Genomic DNA, 16,534 nt, shown 5'->3' on the forward strand with positions numbered 1-16,534 from the left:
AGGCCCATCAGCCAACCAGTAGCTCTACCCCCACAAAGAACCACGCAACGCTGCACCTAAATGCATTTCGGGGAGAACCAGCTATCACGGAGTTTGATTGGCCTTTCACCCCTACCCACAACTCATCCCCCAGGTTTTCAACCCTGGTGGGTTCGGGCCTCCACACGCTCTTACACGTGCCTCACCCTGGCCATGGGTAGATCACCCCGCTTCGGGTCTAGAACATGCAACTAAAAACGCCCTCTTCAGACTCGCTTTCGCTACGACTACCCCACACGGGTTAACCTCGCCACACATCCTAACTCGCAGGCTCATTCTTCAATAGGCACGCCATCACCACCATTGAAATGTGGCTCTGACAGTTTGTAGGCGCCTGGTTTCAGGCACTATTTCACTCCCCTCCCGGGGTACTTTTCACCATTCCCTCACGGTACTAAATTCACTATCGGTCACGACGGGTATTTAGCCTTACCAAGTGGTCTTGGCAGATTCACACGAGATTCCACGAGCCCCGTGCTACTCGGGCATGTCATCACGCAGTCAGAAACATTTCAGCTACCCGGCTATCACGGTCTACGGCAGGCCTTCCCAAACCCTTCACCTACATCCCTGATTTATCACTACGCCCCGTCCTGTCGGAAACGAGAAGACAACACCCCACAACACCCCATGTGCAACCCCCGACAAGTATCACACACACAAGGTTTAGGCTCCTTCGCTTTCGCTCGCCACTACTCACAAAATATCTTTTCCAGCAGGTACTAAGATGTTTCACTTCCCCACGTTCCCACCACCAACCTATCAATTCAGCTGGCAGCAACCCGGCATAACCCAGGCTAGGTTCCCCCATTCGGACACCCTCGGATCACCACTCGCTAGCCAATTCCCCGAGGCATATCGCAGGCTACAACGTCCTTCTTCGGCCCATACGCACCAAGGCATCCACCAAACGCCCTACAACACCAAAAAACAATAAACAAGAAACTCAAAACAAAATCGTTTACATTACGCAAAATCACACAACAAACACACACAAAACAAAACGCTTCACACATGCTTGTTATAAAGATGCTCACGCTCACTATGCGACAACCAACCACCACACCAACACCACAACCAGAAAACAAACCAACAGGCCTGCTCACTAACCGCGGGTGGTATATCGGACAGTGTCCGAATGCCTAACAGCCCGCCCAACCAATATCATCATGCGAGTAACAATGAACAACCACCACCACTCACACAAACCCTTTTTACGCGTCCCAAACAAGAAACAAAACAAAAACCAGTAAACCCCAATAGCCTACCGATACAACGTTTCTCGCTAAACAATCCTTAGAAAGGAGGTGATCCAGCCGCACCTTCCGGTACGGCTACCTTGTTACGACTTCGTCCCAATCGCCAGCCCCACCTTCGACCGCTCCCCCCAAAAAAGGTTAGGCCACGAGCTACGGGTGTTACCAACTTTCGTGACGTGACGGGCGGTGTGTACAAGGCCCGGGAACGTATTCACCGCGGCAATGCTGATCCGCGATTACTAGCGACTCCGACTTCACGAGGTCGAGTTGCAGACCCCGATCCGAACTGAGACCAGCTTTAAGGGATTCGCTCCACCTTGACGTGACGGGCGGTGTGTACAAGGCCCGGGAACGTATTCACCGCGGCAATGCTGATCCGCGATTACTAGCGACTCCGACTTCACGAGGTCGAGTTGCAGACCCCGATCCGAACTGAGACCAGCTTTAAGGGATTCGCTCCACCTCACGATATCGCAACCCTCTGTACCGGCCATTGTAGCATGCGTGAAGCCCAAGACATAAGGGGCATGATGATTTGACGTCATCCCCACCTTCCTCCGAGTTAACCCCGGCAGTCTCTCGTGAGTCCCCACCACAACATGCTGGCAACACGAGACAAGGGTTGCGCTCGTTGCGGGACTTAACCCAACATCTCACGACACGAGCTGACGACAACCATGCACCACCTGTACACCACCAACCAAATGCAACCACATCTCTGCGATCCCGCGGTGTATGTCAAGCCTTGGTAAGGTTCTTCGCGTTGCATCGAATTAATCCGCATGCTCCGCCGCTTGTGCGGGCCCCCGTCAATTCCTTTGAGTTTTAGCCTTGCGGCCGTACTCCCCAGGCGGGGAACTTAATGCGTTAGCTACGGCGCAGAAAACCTGGAAAGGCCCCCCACACCTAGTTCCCAACGTTTACAGCATGGACTACCAGGGTATCTAATCCTGTTCGCTACCCATGCTTTCGCTCCTCAGCGTCAGTAATGGCCCAGTGACCTGCCTTCGCCATCGGTGTTCCTCCAGATATCTGCGCATTCCACCGCTACACCTGGAATTCCAGTCACCTCTACCACACTCAAGCCTGCCCGTACCCACTGCACGCGCGAAGTTAAGCCCCGCGTTTTCACAGCAGGCGCAACAAGCCGCCTACAAGCCCTTTACGCCCAATAATTCCGGACAACGCTCGCGCCCTACGTATTACCGCGGCTGCTGGCACGTAGTTAGCCGGCGCTTCTTCTCCACCTACCCTCAACCCACCCTAAGCGGGCCTTGTTCGATAGCGAAAGAGGTTTACAACCCGAAAGCCTTCATCCCCCACGCGGCGTCGCTGCATCAGGCTTTCGCCCATTGTGCAATATCCCCCACTGCTGCCTCCCGTAGGAGTCTGGGCCGTATCTCAGTCCCAATGTGGCCGGTCACCCTCTCAGGCCGGCTACCCGTCACCGCCTTGGTAGGCCATCACCCCACCAACAAGCTGATAGGCCGCGAGCCCATCCCCCTTCACACAAAAGCTTTCCCAACACCCCCATGCGAGAGCGCCAGAATATTCGGTATTAGACCCCGTTTCCAAGGCTTATCCCAAAAAGGAGGGCAGGTTACCCACGTATTACTCACCCGTTCGCCACTAATCCACCCAACAACCAAAGATTGCTAGGCTTCATCGTTCGACTTGCATGTGTTAAGCACGCCGCCAGCGTTCGTCCTGAGCCAGGATCAAACTCTCCACAAAAAACCGTAAGAGAGCAAGACAACATCTAGCTCAACAAAAAACAAAATAACAAGAACAAAAACACACCACCAACAGACAAACCAAACACCACATAAAAACACGGCATCTAGCCACTATCCATTAGAGTGCTAACTGTCCTTGCACACACCCACACAACACTGTCTTTCTACTAGAAAGACTAGGTCGTGTGAACAAAAATTTTCACGTAAAAAATATATTAGTCAGACACGCTATTAAGCATCCAAACACCATATCCACACCCCACACCAGCCACCAATAACCATTGACTGGCTGGCCCGGAGAGAATCATTCACGCTCAAGAAAAGCAACCCCGTTAGCCTACCACCACCCGGCCCGGTAATCAAACCGAACCTTCATGGCCTTGGCCACTCACAGGGTTTTGTTTGCCGCTCCGGGCCCTTACCGGGCTCTCGGCGACGGATAACAAGCTTACAAGCCCGACCCGCTAGACGCAAATCAAACCAGAGAGACACCCACCACACCCAGCCCAAACACCCAGAAAACCTACAAAAACACGCCCCAAACCCACGGAAGATACTTAGCAAACCAAGCATAAATCGGGCCACACAACCCCAAAACACTCAACACGTTCAAGCAAAACCGACGAATAAGTCCCACTAAAAGCGCACCGGCTCATCGTCCCCTTGACCATTCCGAACCACACACCCTTGCGCTCAACTCCGAAAGAAGGGGCGCTCAGCTCCGCTTAAGGAAATGCACGATTGCCGAAGGCTCCACGCGGTAGCCATCGTTACCGCCGAGTCGCGCATCCGCACCGAAGGCTCACGCCCGCAAAGCCCGACGTCACCATGTGCACTGCCGCACCACTTGTCCACCCCGTGCGATGTGCCGTGTCACGTTTCAAAAAGAGTTATTGACAAATTTCAACGCGCTCGTTATGTTTCCCAATAAGGAGCGGAAACGTTTCCATAAACAAAGTAGTTTTACAACCCTGCAGTGAGGCAGATACATATGCGCGACGTTACGATCCAAGATGTTGCTCGAGCCGCCAAGGTCGGTTTGGGCACTGCATCTCGCGCGCTTTCCGGAAACGGTTCGGTATCTTCTCAGACTCGGCAGCGGGTTCTCGAAGCTGCTTCGAGCCTCAATTACCGCCCCAACCGCAACGCTGCTTCTCTTCGCTCAAAGACCACGGGTACCGTTGCTCTTCTCGTCCCCGATATTCGCAATCCATTCTTCACAGAACTGACGTATTGGTTTGAGACTGCGATGCGCGCGAAAGGCTCGACCGTCCTTATCGGTAGCGCAGGTGAAGATCACGCGCAAGAAAATGACTTCCTCGCTCAAATCATGGCGCAGCGCGTGGATGGAATTGTTATTTCTCCGCAGAGTGAAGACGATACCGTCATTCGGCAAGTCATCGAGGCCGATATTCCTCTTGTCCTTATCGACCGCCCCCTCAAACAGCTTTCGGTTCCCGTGATTTCCTCGCGTCCGGAACCCGGAATGACGGAGGCGGTGCAGAACCTCGCCTCGCACGGTCATACGTGCATCGGTTACCTCGGAGGACCCCAATCACTACCAATTGCGCGTGACCGTTACGCAGCATTTTTGGAGGCCCTTAACGAGCACGGCCTTCCAGGCACCACGCACTTCGTTGAGTGGGGAAACTTTAGCAGAGATGCCGGGAAAATAGGGACACAAGCGCTCCTAAAACGTGGAGTAACAGCGATTCTGGCAGCTAACGGGCAGCTCGGAACCGGAGTCCTTGAGCACTGCGCCTCAAGCAACCAAGCAATCGGCCCCGATCTCTCGCTTATCGTTTTCGACGATTACGAGTACTTCCGTTTCATTTCCCCGTCCGTATCTGTCATTGCGCAAGATATCGAAGGAATGGGACGAATCGCCGCCGATGCACTCGTTGATTGCATCGCGGGAAAAACAGCGCCGGATACCTATCTCCCGACAGTGTTCATCAAACGCGATTCGCTGCGCTATGCCCCTCCAGATATGAAAGAAAACCGAAAGGGGGACTCGCTTCATTAATCCACGCACACATGTCCACGAAAGATTCCCCTTACCTACTTACGACCAACATACTTTCCCCGCGCTTTGGAGCACCCGAAACGCACCACATTAGCGGCAATGTAGCCGCTCTCAGGCAGTACCAACTGCCCCGTTTTGCGGCAACGCCGCAGCAGAACAGGAGATGTCATGACATCAACAAATAAAACGGACGCGCCACAGTCGGCAGCGCAACCGGTCGAACGTGAAGACAAATACAGGGGCCTCGCCCTCGCGGGTCTCATGTTTACCCTGATCGTCGCAGTGCTGTCCTATCAGCTCAATGCGAGCATGGTGACACCGGCCCTGCCCGCTATCGGGCGCGACTTCGTGATCGATGAATCCACGGTTTCACTCGTTTCGAGTCTCTTCTTCTTGGCTGGCGCCGTCGCCGGAATTATCTTGACCCGTTGGAGTGACTTCGTCGGGCGTAAGAGGATGCTCATTTACGTCCTCATTATTTTGTTCATCGGAACACTGGTCTGCGTCTTCGCTCCGTCATTCCCCATTTTCATGGTGGGGCGCGTTATCCAGGGCGTTTCCGGCGCCGTATTCCAGCTGACCTACATGATTCTGAGCGAATCGGTTTCTGCCAAGACCTTCGGCACCATGATGGGTATCATCACGGCTGTCAACGGCGGCGTTGGCGGCCTCGACGGCTGGTTCGGTGGTCTCCTGACCAACGCTTTCGGATTCCGCTCCATTTTCATCGTGATCGCAGCACTCGTCCTCGTTGCCATCATCCTCACGGGACGCGGCATTTCCCAGCACGCGAATGATGCGGCCACCGGAAAGATGGATTGGTGGGGTGGCGCAACCCTGTCCCTCGGACTCATTTTCCTGACCTACTACGTGAACTACGGCGGTTCCGACGGTTGGTTCGCGCCGATTAGCCTCGGCTTCCTCGCAGGGACGGTCATCTGCTTCATCGGTTTCTACTTCGTCGAGCGCAAGGTCGATTCTCCCCTCTTCGCTATTGAGCATCTTGCTTCGCGTCACTGCTGGCCGCTCATTGCCACGACGCTGCTGTCCCTGTCCTCCGTTTTCGCGGTTATCAACTTCACCGTTGCCATGTTCAGCCAGAACCCCGAAGTTGGCTTCGGCCTCGATGCGGGTAAGGCCGCGCTGCTCTTCCTCACACCGCCGGCGATGATTGGTCTTGCCGCTGCTCCTCTGTCGGGTTGGCTCGCGAGCAAGATTGGCTGGCTGCAGGTTCTGCGGGGCGGTTTGATCATCTCCATCATTTCCATCGGAGGGATCTGGCTCTGCCTCGATAACCAATGGGCAGTCTTTGCGTTCATTGCCGTCCTGGGAATCAGCTACAACGGCATGATCCTCACAACGATCAACGGCCTGGGCGTTCTGCTGGCCCCGCCGGAAGCTCCCGGATCCCTACCCGGACTCAACGGCGCAGCATTCGGCGTGGGCGCCAGCCTCGGTATCGGTCTCGTGGCTCCGTTTATCGGAACTTTCGCGGGTTACCGTACGGCGCTCATCGTTTCCCTCGGAATTGCCGTTCTTGCCCTCGTAACCGCGTGCATCCTCAAGCCGCGCGAAGGCCAGAAGATTTAGCCCAAAGCTCGCAGTCAGCGACGGTGCTGACTGGTTCCAACAGTAAAGGAGAACAAAATGACATCCACAATACGCCCGCTGTATTTTGATTGTGACACCGGCATCGACGATTCGATGGCTCTGGTGTACCTGGCAAAAGCACCTGAGATTTCTCTTGTCGGCGTAGGCACGGTTTCAGGTAATACAAATTGCGAGCAAGCCGCCGAAAATACACTGAGCATTCTCGAGGCAATGGGCCGCACCGATGTCCCGGTTGCCGTGGGCTCTCACGATTTCCTCACGTCAAAGTACACCTGGGTTCCCACCCACATTCACGGCGATAATGGAATCGGAAATGTTGAGCTGCCCACCGCGCAGCGGCGCCCCGAAGCGGAAAGCGCATCAGATATGCTGCTCCGGCTATCACACGAATATGCCGGTGAGCTAGAAGTTGTCGCGGTAGGTCCCTCGACCAATCTTGCCCTCGCGCTTCAGAAGGATCCGGAACTGGCTACCCGAGTCAAGCGAGTGGTCTTGATGGGCGGTGCCGCTCGCGAAGTTGGCAACGCGTCCGTTGTTGCGGAGGCCAATGTTTTCAACGATCCGGAAGCAGCCCAGACTGTTATGGCCGCTCCCTGGGAGCAGGTGTGGGTACCCCTTGATGTCACTCTCGCCAATATTCTCGAAGAGGAACATCGCGCACGTCTCCTTGCTTCACCTAAACGCGAAGCTCAAATTGTCGGAGAAGCACTCGACGTTTACTTCAACTTCTACCTTCCGGAATACGGCCGCCGCTGCTCGGCTCTCCACGATCCGCTTGCAGCCGCTGTGGCTGTCGGGGCAATCAAGCCAACCATCTGGCCGGTGGTGGAGGCCGAGGTGGACATCACCGATGGTCCCGGGCGCGGGCAATCGCTTTTCGATCTGCGCTTGAAACCGCGTAATGGATGGCAGGATACTCCTGGTGGCCACATCCGTGTGGTTCTGGAAGTGGAGAAGTCATTCCCCGATCATCTGACGGAGCGCCTCAGCGCTTAAATCGGCTGTAAATATAGGGTGGCGCCGCGTTTTCCCACGTAGGGTAAGCGCGGCGCCACTTATTCATTTACAGCCAGGCTGCACTACCTCTTAGAGCAAGGAGGCGTAGAGCGCGCGGATGTCTTCCTTGGTGGCCTTGCGGGGGTTGCCCGGGGTGCACACGTCGTTGAAGGCGTCCTCGGCCAGGGCGTCGAGGCCGGATTCGTCCACGCCCACCGCGGAGATCGTGGTGGGGTTACCCAGGTCCTCAACCAGCTGCTTGACCGCGTCCACCGCGTAGGTACGCGCGTCTTCTAGCGCGACGTCGTACGAATCCTTCATGCCGAAGGCATGCGCAATATCGCGGTACTTTTCACCGGTGTACTCGGCGTTGAACTTCATGACGGCCGGCAACAGGATACCGTTGGCCACGCCGTGCGGCGCGTCGTAACGCCCACCGAGCGGGTGCGCCATGCCGTGCACCAGGCCCAGGCCCACATTGGAGTAGCCCATGCCCGCGATGTAGGAGGCGTAACCCATCTGCTCCACGGCGTCGGTATCACCGTCGGCAGCCTTGCGCAGGTTCTTCGCGATCATCTGGATCGCCTTGAGGTGAACCGCGTCCGAAAGCTCCCAGGCACCCGGGGTGATGTAGCCTTCGATGGCGTGGGTGAGGGCATCGAGCCCGGTCGCCACCTTGAGGGAGCGCGGCATGCCGTCCATAAGATCCGGATCCACAATGGCGAGCACCGGAATATCGTGTTCGTCCACGCACACAAACTTGCGGTGCTTCTCGGTATCGGTAATCACGTAGTTAATGGTGGTTTCCGAAGCGGTACCGGCGGTGGTGGGAATACCGATAATCGGCACGGAGGGGTTCTTGGTGTCCGCCACGCCCTCGAGGGAAAGAACATCGGAGAATTCGGGGTTCGCACCGATAATGCCGATGGCCTTCGCGGTGTCCTGCGGGGACCCGCCGCCCAGGCCGATGAGCACATCCGCGCCGGAATCCTTGAGTGCCTGCACGCCGGCCTTCACATTTTCGACGGGCGGGTTCGGAACGACGTCGTCGAAAATCTCGTAAGCAAAATCGGCCTCATCCAAACGCTTCGTCACTAGGTCCACGGTCCCGGCCTGGCGCACGCCCTTGTCGGTGATGATGAGGACTTTCTTGAAGCCGCGGCGATGCAGCTCGGGGACCAGCTGGTCGAGCGCACCGCGCCCGAAGTACGAGGTTTGGTTGAGGATCATGCGATTAACCATGGCAACTCCTTATGTCGAATATTCGTAGCAACTGCGCCACTTTCCTGACATGGAACATTGTTCCATTTTTTTGACCCCCGCCCTATGACGTAAGGCCCGACGCGGAAAGATCGCCGGGGCCATGGCGATATTTTCCCGCCCAATCCGCGAGCTGCCGGGCCGGGAAGGCTTTACTCTCCCCGGCTTTCATTTTAGACTGGCCGTGTCAGAATCCCAACTATTAACATTCCATCCCACTAAATGGGATTGGATGCGTTGCGGTGGAGATGCGCGCGGCGCGTTTTCGCACACGCGGAACGGCCGCACGGTATCGCGTACGGAACGACTGCTTGCGGTCACGCACGCGGAACGACGGCGCAGCTACCCCGCAACACCCTCTCAACAATCACATAGCACTCACACATAGACGCAAAGGAGCATCTCATGTCATTGCCAACTATCAAGCACGTGCGCGCCTTCTTCATGGGCGGCGCCACCGCCAAGAATAAGGGCCAGGGCGGCGGCGACTATCACGACCAGGGCGGCGGGCACTGGATCGATGACCATATCGCCACCCCGATGTCCAAGTACAAGGAATACGAACAATCCCGCCAGTCCTTCGGAATCAATGTGCTGGGCACCTTGGTGGTAGAAGTGGAGGCCAGCGACGGCACCACCGGCTTCGCCATCTCCACGGCCGGCGAAATCGGCTGCTTCATCGTGGAAAACCACCTCAGCCGCTTTATCGAAGGCAAGCGCGTGGATGATATCAAGCTCATCCACGACCAGATGATCAACTCCACGCACTATTACTCCGGTGGCGGCGGCGTGGTTATGAATACCATCTCCTGCGTGGACCTGGCCCTGTGGGATCTCTTCGGGAAGGTGCTCGGCCAGCCGGTGTACTCGCTGCTGGGCGGGGCGGTTCGCGATGAAATCAAGTTCTACGCCACCGGTTCGCGCCCGGACCTGGCCAAGGAAATGGGCTTCATCGGCGGGAAAATGCCTACCCAGTGGGGCCCGCACGATGGCGATGCCGGCATCCGCCGCGAAGTGGAGCGCATCAAGGATATGCGCGAGAAGGTGGGCCCGGACTTCTGGCTCATGTGGGATTGCTGGATGAGCCAGGACGTTAATTACGCCGTCAAGCTTGCCCACGCCTGCGCTCCCTACAACCTCAAGTGGATCGAGGAATCCTTCCCGGCCGCGCAATACGATAATTACGCCGAGCTCAAGCGCCAGGTCCCGGCCGGCGTGATGGTCTCCACCGGCGAACACCACGGCAACCTCGCCGCTTTCCGCACTCTCTCCGAAACCGGCATCGATATTATGCAGCCGGACGTGGGCTGGTGCGGCGGTATTACCACCCTCCTCGAGATCGCAGCCATCGCGAAGTCGCGCGGCCAGCTGGTGGTCCCGCACGGCTCCTCCGTGTACTCGCACCACGCCGTTATTACCTTCACGAATACGCCGTTCAGCGAGTTCCTCATGACCAGCCCGAAGGCGGATACTATCCGCCCGCAATTCGACCCCATCCTCCTGGGCGAACCGGTCCCCGAAAATGGCCGCATCTCCAAGGAAACCCTGACGAAGCCCGGATTCGGCGTCGAACTCAATCGCGATATCGCGCTGGAACGCCCCTATACGCACTAAATCCGGCCGCCGGTCACGCCGGTCACGCCATCCGCGCCGGTCACGCTAGTCAGGCGGCCGGCGCGGATGCCGCAATCTTTGCGCAGCCGCTAGTCACGCGGACTCGCGCATCCACGCATACGAAAAGGAGAAATTATGACAGCCTCTTCGCCATCTCCCGGTACCGCCGCCCGCGAAGCAACCCTGAATATCGCGGTGCGCAAGGCACGTCGTCGCCTTGTTCCCTTCATGATGTTGCTCTACGTGCTCGCCTTCCTGGACCGTTCCAATATCGGGTACGCCCAGCAGGAGTACATGCTGGACACCGGCATCGGTGAAGCCACCTTCGCGCTCGGCGCGGGAATCTTCTTCGTGCTCTACGCTTTCCTCGGCGCCCCCGCGAATCTCATGATGCGCAAAATCGGGGCGCAGAAATGGATCGGTTCCATCGCGGTGGCCTGGGGTCTGGTATCCGCCTGCATGGCTTTTGCCGATACCCCGGCGAAATTCCTCACCGTTCGCCTGCTGCTGGGCGTGGTGGAGGCCGGCTTCTTCCCCGGCATGATCTACCTCGCCTCCATTTTCTTCCCCGCGAAACCGCGCGCTTATGTGATGGGCCTCTTCTACCTGGGGGCGCCCCTCGCCCTGGCGCTCGGTTCGCCGCTTTCCGGTGCGCTCTTGCAGATGCACGGCTTCCTCGGTTTTCCGGGGTGGTTCTGGATGTTCCTCATTGAGGGCCTGCTCGCCGCGGTTGTTGGGTGCCTCGCTTTCTTCTATTTCGACGACGGACCGCGCTCTGCCAAGTTCCTGACTCCGGACGAGCGAATTGTCCTGGCCGAAGCGGTGGAAGGTGAAGATTCCGGTTCCGGGGTGAAGTCCACCCTCAAGGATGCCTTCACGAATGCCCGGGTGTGGACGCTCGCCATGGCTTACTTCGCCATCCAGGTGGCGGTGTACGGCGTCGTCTTCTATATCCCCACACAGGTGGCGCGCCTGCTGGGCGAATCGGTGGGCTTCAAGGTGTCCCTCGTCGTCGCCATTCCGTGGGTGGTCTCCCTTATCGGTACCTGGTGGTTCTCCAAGAACGCCACCACCCCGGATCGGCAGCGGATCTGGTCGGCCGGGCTGCTGCTGGCCGCCGGGCTGGCCCTCGGGCTTTCGGCGCACGCCACCCCGATTCTCGCGATCGCGGCGCTGTGCATCGTGGCCACCGGCGTGATTGCCTGCCAGCCGCTCTTCTGGACGATGCCCACGAATCTGCTGGCCGGGGCCGCCCTAGCCGCAGGTATTGGTTTCATCAATACCTGGGGTGCGGTTGGTGGTTTTGTGGCACCGAATCTGCGAGTATGGTTCAACGAACTCTTTGATACCCACCAGTCGAGCGTGGCGGGACTCTGGGCGGTTGCAGCGGTGGCAATCCTCGGTTCCTTCATTATCGTCGCTCTCAAGAATCGAAAGGACGTTGGTATTGAAAGCGACGTTGCCTAAAAACCAGTTCAAAGCAGAGTTTGCGGCCTCCCCGCAGCGGGCGCGCCGTGGAATCTGGATGACGATGGCTTCGGCCACGTCGGCGGAAATCTGCGCCGGTTCGGGTGCTGATTGGCTGCTATTCGACGGCGAACACGCGCCCTACACGGTGGCCTCCCTGCTGGATCAGCTGCGGGCGGCCTCCGGGTATCCCATGCCCCTCATTGTGCGACCGGTGGAAACCACCCCGGCGCATATTAAACAGGTGCTGGATCTGGGGGCGCAGAACCTGCTGCTGCCCATGGTGGATACCCCGGAACAGGCCCGCGCGGCCATGCGTGCGGTGCGCTACGCCCCGCGCGGGATCCGCGGGGTGGGAGCATCGGTGGCGCGCGCCGGGAATTGGGGCCGCTACACCTCCTATATGGAGGAAGCCGAAGCGGAGCTGTTCGTGCTGCTGCAAATCGAATCCCGAGAGGCGCTCTCCCACCTGGATGAGCTGCTTGAGGTGGAGGGGCCCGATGGTTTCTTCATCGGGCCGGCCGATCTGGGGGCTTCGCTGGGCAATCCGCCCGCGGAGGAATTGCATGCGATTGTGTGCGATGCGCTGGCAAAAATCCGGGCGGCCGGGCTGGTGGCCGGCTCCCTCGCTTTCGATGATGCGGTAGCCGAACAGTATATTGCCGCGGGCGCGAATTTCATCGCGACCACGGCGGATTCCACTCTGCTGGTGGAGGCACTCGCCGCGAAATTCCCGGAGCGGTAATTACCCCGCGTACCCGCGTGCTCACGCACCCGCGTACTCATGTGCCCGCGTGCCCGCGTACCGAATTACCCCTCCGACCCAGCTCCGGTACCAGGTTCCCAACTATTGGGAACCTGGTACCGTTTGTATATGACATCCGAAGATATCCCTGGCACGCAGACACTCCGCCACGGTCTTCTTGTTCTCCGTGCCGTCGCCACAGGGGCTCGGAACCTCAGCGAGGTCACCGCAGCAACCGGCCTGAGCCGCTCGAAGGCGCACCGGCTCCTCCAGGCCCTGCGCCAGGAACGCTTCCTACGCACCGATGAAACCGGCACGTATTTCCTGGGGGCTTCCCTCATTGAACTGGGTTTCCAGGCTCTCGATAATATTTCTTTGGTCGGGATCGCCTCCCCGTTGCTCTCCCAGCTTTCCGAGGACACCCTCGACACCGTGCACCTGGGCACCGAGCTGGAAGGCGAAGCCCTCTACCTCCTCAAATTCCCCGGGCATCGCGGTATTGAGGTGCGCTCCCAGGTGGGCACCCGCCGACCCATCACCCGCACCGGGCTGGGCCGTTCCCTCATTCTTGACAGCCCTGAGCGCTGGGAGAGCCTCTACCGGGCGGATCGCGAGCGGGTGCGGGATACTCCCCCGCCGGAAACCCTGGAGGAATTCACCGCCGCGATGGAAAAATACTCCCGCAATGGCTATTCGGAGGATTGGGAGATCAGCGAGCCGGGAATTCGCTGCGTGGCCGCGCCGATCCGCAATGCCTCCGGAAATATTGCGGCCTCGATTAGCGTCTCCAGCGCGGTTATTTATATGGGGAAGGCGCGGATGCGGGAACTAGCGGCGGCGGTTACGGCAACCGCCGCGGAGATTTCCCGCCAGATCGGTTACGGCGCGGTGTAGCTGCGGGTTACCGTGCGTGGCTTTTAAGCACGACGACGACGCGTCCCCGCGGCGCGCGGGCGCGCCGCGGCGCCGTCGTACCACCTGGAGCGAGGCTATTCCACATCGAGGGGGACTCGGAAGCGCGGGGCCGGGAAGGCGGCGTCCAGGCGCGCGAGCTGGTCGGCGCTCAGCTCGAGGCGCGCGGCCTCCAAGTTTTCCCGCATATGTGTGAGTTTGCCGGTGCGCGGAATCGCGATGGCGTTGCCCTGCGCCAGTACCCAGGCGAGCAGCACCTGGAAAGGGCTGATGCCCAGTTCGCGGGCGACCTCGGTGAGGGCCGGGTTGGTGACCAGGCCGTTGCGGAGGGTCCCGGCTTGGACGAGCGGGCAGTAGGCGATGAGGGCCACGCCGCGGCGCTCCATGAGGCCGCGCAGCTCCACTTCGATTCCGCGCGAGCCGAGGTGGTAGAGCACCTCGTTGGCCTGGCAGTTGGCGCCGCCGGGCACCGCGGCCAGCTCCTGCATATCTTCCACGTCGAAATTAGAGACGCCCCAGCTGCGGATTTTCCCGCTGCCGCGCAGGCGCTCGAGCTCCGCCACGGTTTCGGCCAGCGGGGTGCCGCCGCGCCAGTGGTAGAGGTACATATCAACGTAGTCGGTGCCGAGGCGCTCGAGGCTGGCGTCGAGCGCGGCCTCCATGCGGTGGCGCGAGGCGTTGGAGGGCAGCACTTTGGTGATGAGGTAGAGCGATTCGCGCGGGAAGGGCGTGATTGCTTCGCCCACGAGTTCTTCCGAGCGCCCGCTGCCGTACATTTCCGCGGTGTCGATGAGGTGCGCCCCGCCTTCGATTCCGCAGCGCAGCGCCGCGATTTCTTCCTGCCGGCTCGCCGGGTTATCGCCGAGGAACCAGGTGCCCAGCCCGAGGGCCGGCACGGTATCGCCGTTCGCCAAGGTGATGTTGTGCATGGATATCGTTCCTCTCGTGGTTGTTCTACGCTCCAGCGTGCCACGAGGCGGCCCGAGCCGCAAAGCAACCGCGGATCTGAGCCACCCGAGCCGTTCGAGCCACCCGAGCCGTTCGAGCCACCCGAGCCACCCGAGCCGTTCGAGCCGTTCGGGCCGCAAAGTGTGCGTCAGGAACATTAAAGGCGCGAAAAACTGTCAGCCACGTACACTTTGCACATGCGTCGAGTGAAGGGATAGCCATGGTTCGTGTTTCTCCGGATCCGGATTGGACGCCGGTGCCTTTCCGCCAGTCGTGGAGCGGGCACCTCATTGCCGGCACGCTGACCGCGATAGGTATTGTGATTGCTCTGGCGTTGAGCCGGTTGTTCCTCCCTCATCAGGTGAATTTTTTCGCTCTGCTGCTCATTGTTGTGCTCAGCACCGTGGCTGTTGAATTCCTTTCGACTATCCCTCACCTGTGGCAACAGCAAAGGTTCCATCACCCCCACCCGGGAGGATGGCTTCCTCCGCTGTGCCGGATTGTATTCTTCGCAGGGGTCTATTTTCTTGTCACGCTGGCACTGACGTGGGACTCCCGGCAGGCACTCATCTGTGGCGGTGTGGCTACCGCGGTCGTACTTATCGAGGTGTTCGGATTACGGGAATGGCAATCCGGCTTGACCACAGCGGAGGAGAGAGAAGCCACCCTGAAGGCAAAGAAAGCGCTTGAGGAAATAGCCATCGAGGCGCGTATCGAGCGGCGGGAGAAAGCTCGGCGCAGAGCGGAGGAGCGCCGCAAGCGGCTTGGTTTACCGGAGGACACCAGTCCGATTATTACGGTCAAGCCGGGCGGCTTCGAATTCCGGCCGCACCGCGTGAACTTTATTCCGCCGCGCGCCGAGCCCGACGCCGCGGGGCAGCCTGATGATCAGCCTGATGATCGCTCCGATGAACGCCCTCAAGCTGTGCAGGATTAGCGGCGCGGTGCGCCGAGCTGTGCACGGATGTAGTGGCCGCAGCGGAGGTATGCGCGGCGCGGCGGCCGCGAATTTCCTGCCAAATATTGCGGCTGCGTGCAGCGCTCTCGGTACCCGGCTGGGCGGCCCGGCTTCCGCGCCGCCGCGGCCGCTCCGCAACAGCTTCCGGCGCTTCGGGTGTTTCGGCTAGGGGCTCAGCTTCGGCGGCAGAGTCCGTCTCGACAGCTTCAGCCGCTTCGGCTGCCTCGCTTGCTTCCGCTGCCGCTGCGGGCGCCGCCTCAACCACCTCGGTTACTTCAACCGCTTCAGCCTTTTCGGTTGCCTCCGCTTCAGCAGCTTCGCCCGCTTCCGCCGCCACATCCAGCACCGGCACCCCGGCTGCCGGCCCGAGTGCGGTGGCGCGCTGGAGGCGGACTTCGTCCACAGAAAGCAAAATCCCAGCCGCCCGCTCCAGGATGGTCACCTGCCAGACCTGCACCCCGGCTCCGGCCAGGGCCCGCACGGCATCGGTAATATCCGGATCGATAGCAAAAGCAAAGATGCTCAGGCGCGGGGCCGGTTCCGGAATGGGCGGATTGACGGCGGTAAACTCCTGCCAGGCGGAGGAAAAATCGTGAGGCCCGCCCGGGAAAAGCCGGGTAATTTCGCGCCGGTCTAAAGTGGCGTGCTGAGCGGAACGAGCGAGGGCCGCGAGGAGCGCTGCGCCGTCGAGAATATCAATAATATCGACGCTAATAATGTTCCCGGTGGCATCCAAAGCAACCAGAGAAGCGGTGCCGCGCTCCCCTTCCGGGCGCGTCCACGCTACCTGGAAGGCCGGGAAATCGAGGAACTCCGCAATCTGGGCACGCAGCGCTTCGGCAACGGAGGCGCGGGTTTCTTCCGGAAGATCCGCGGGAGGCGCCGCGCGATGAAATTGCCCGCCACGTAATGAGAAAACGCCCACGAGATACCATCTCCGATACTGCTTACCGCACCAACCTG

Annotated in this window: 11 protein-coding genes and 2 rRNA genes; 8 read left to right on the forward strand and 5 right to left on the reverse strand. The window is 59.4% G+C overall.

Annotated features, from left to right (window positions below; translation table 11 throughout):
- Both CZ322_RS00005 and CZ322_RS00010 read right to left on the reverse strand, forming a co-directional pair.
- Positions 1 to 969: ribosomal RNA gene (locus CZ322_RS00005) — 23S ribosomal RNA — on the reverse strand; the annotation flags it as partial.
- Between the two features lie 370 nt (positions 970 to 1,339).
- Positions 1,340 to 3,032 (reverse strand): 16S ribosomal RNA (locus CZ322_RS00010).
- 993 nt (positions 3,033 to 4,025) lie between these two features.
- On the opposite strand from CZ322_RS00010, the gene CZ322_RS00015 reads away from it, so the two are divergent.
- From CZ322_RS00015 to CZ322_RS00025, 3 genes are all read left to right on the forward strand, one after another.
- Positions 4,026 to 5,060, forward strand: a complete 1,035-nt coding sequence (locus CZ322_RS00015; protein WP_087069690.1) for a LacI family DNA-binding transcriptional regulator — start codon at positions 4,026 to 4,028, stop codon at positions 5,058 to 5,060.
- Positions 5,061 to 5,228: 168 nt separating this feature from the next.
- On the forward strand, positions 5,229 to 6,650 hold the full coding sequence (locus CZ322_RS00020; protein WP_087069691.1) for an MFS transporter: 1,422 nt from the start codon (positions 5,229 to 5,231) through the stop codon (positions 6,648 to 6,650).
- Positions 6,651 to 6,707: 57 nt separating this feature from the next.
- Positions 6,708 to 7,667: a nucleoside hydrolase gene (locus tag CZ322_RS00025; protein ID WP_087069692.1), complete on the forward strand. Its 960-nt coding sequence runs from the start codon at positions 6,708 to 6,710 to the stop codon at positions 7,665 to 7,667.
- 90 nt (positions 7,668 to 7,757) lie between these two features.
- Here CZ322_RS00025 and fucO read toward each other — a convergent pair whose 3' ends face one another.
- Entirely contained in the window at positions 7,758 to 8,909 is a 1,152-nt protein-coding gene (fucO, locus tag CZ322_RS00030; RefSeq protein WP_087069693.1) for a lactaldehyde reductase, read from the reverse strand.
- Between the two features lie 423 nt (positions 8,910 to 9,332).
- Between fucO and rhmD the strand changes: the two genes are divergently transcribed.
- The 4 genes from rhmD to CZ322_RS00050 all read left to right on the forward strand — a co-directional run bounded on the left by rhmD (position 9,333) and on the right by CZ322_RS00050 (position 13,647).
- Positions 9,333 to 10,541, forward strand: a complete 1,209-nt coding sequence (gene rhmD, locus CZ322_RS00035; RefSeq protein WP_016442323.1) for an L-rhamnonate dehydratase — start codon at positions 9,333 to 9,335, stop codon at positions 10,539 to 10,541.
- Between the two features lie 135 nt (positions 10,542 to 10,676).
- Complete coding sequence (locus CZ322_RS00040; RefSeq protein WP_101657683.1) at positions 10,677 to 12,008, forward strand: MFS transporter; 1,332 nt, start codon at positions 10,677 to 10,679, stop codon at positions 12,006 to 12,008.
- Positions 12,001 to 12,753 carry an HpcH/HpaI aldolase family protein gene (locus tag CZ322_RS00045; protein ID WP_196800232.1) on the forward strand — a complete coding sequence of 251 codons (753 nt, stop codon included), beginning with the start codon at positions 12,001 to 12,003 and terminating at the stop codon, positions 12,751 to 12,753. The genes CZ322_RS00040 and CZ322_RS00045 overlap by 8 nt, the downstream gene beginning before the upstream one ends.
- Before the next feature lie 129 nt (positions 12,754 to 12,882).
- Positions 12,883 to 13,647 carry an IclR family transcriptional regulator gene (locus CZ322_RS00050; RefSeq protein ID WP_087069695.1) on the forward strand — a complete coding sequence of 255 codons (765 nt, stop codon included), beginning with the start codon at positions 12,883 to 12,885 and terminating at the stop codon, positions 13,645 to 13,647.
- 95 nt (positions 13,648 to 13,742) lie between these two features.
- Here the strand turns inward: CZ322_RS00050 and CZ322_RS00055 are convergent, their stop codons facing one another.
- Positions 13,743 to 14,594, reverse strand: a complete 852-nt coding sequence (locus tag CZ322_RS00055) for an aldo/keto reductase (protein WP_087069696.1) — start codon at positions 14,592 to 14,594, stop codon at positions 13,743 to 13,745.
- A gap of 239 nt (positions 14,595 to 14,833) precedes the next feature.
- Here CZ322_RS00055 and CZ322_RS09785 point away from each other — a divergent pair, with 239 nt between their 5' ends.
- Positions 14,834 to 15,550, forward strand: coding sequence for a hypothetical protein (locus CZ322_RS09785; RefSeq protein ID WP_143231789.1), 717 nt, complete (start codon positions 14,834 to 14,836; stop codon positions 15,548 to 15,550).
- Here the strand turns inward: CZ322_RS09785 and CZ322_RS00060 are convergent.
- The gene (locus tag CZ322_RS00060) at positions 15,456 to 16,496 is read right to left on the reverse strand and encodes a hypothetical protein (RefSeq protein WP_087069697.1); all 1,041 of its coding nucleotides are present in this window, start codon (positions 16,494 to 16,496) and stop codon (positions 15,456 to 15,458) included. The genes CZ322_RS09785 and CZ322_RS00060 overlap by 95 nt on opposite strands.
- Positions 16,497 to 16,534 lie beyond the last annotated feature (38 nt).

This window comes from Actinotignum timonense, assembly GCF_900155575.1.
GTDB classification, from domain to species: domain Bacteria; phylum Actinomycetota; class Actinomycetes; order Actinomycetales; family Actinomycetaceae; genus Actinotignum; species Actinotignum timonense.

Coding starts and splice junctions, on each gene's coding strand:
- CZ322_RS00025 (WP_087069692.1), top strand. CDS start 6,708: ATGACATCCACAATACGCCCGCTGTATTTTGATTGTGACACCGGCATC.
- CZ322_RS00050 (WP_087069695.1), top strand. CDS start 12,883: ATGACATCCGAAGATATCCCTGGCACGCAGACACTCCGCCACGGTCTT.
- CZ322_RS00020 (WP_087069691.1), top strand. CDS start 5,229: ATGACATCAACAAATAAAACGGACGCGCCACAGTCGGCAGCGCAACCG.
- CZ322_RS00040 (WP_101657683.1), top strand. CDS start 10,677: ATGACAGCCTCTTCGCCATCTCCCGGTACCGCCGCCCGCGAAGCAACC.
- CZ322_RS00015 (WP_087069690.1), top strand. CDS start 4,026: ATGCGCGACGTTACGATCCAAGATGTTGCTCGAGCCGCCAAGGTCGGT.
- rhmD (WP_016442323.1), top strand. CDS start 9,333: ATGTCATTGCCAACTATCAAGCACGTGCGCGCCTTCTTCATGGGCGGC.
- CZ322_RS09785 (WP_143231789.1), top strand. CDS start 14,834: ATGGTTCGTGTTTCTCCGGATCCGGATTGGACGCCGGTGCCTTTCCGC.
- CZ322_RS00055 (WP_087069696.1), bottom strand. CDS start 14,594: ATGCACAACATCACCTTGGCGAACGGCGATACCGTGCCGGCCCTCGGG.
- fucO (WP_087069693.1), bottom strand. CDS start 8,909: ATGGTTAATCGCATGATCCTCAACCAAACCTCGTACTTCGGGCGCGGT.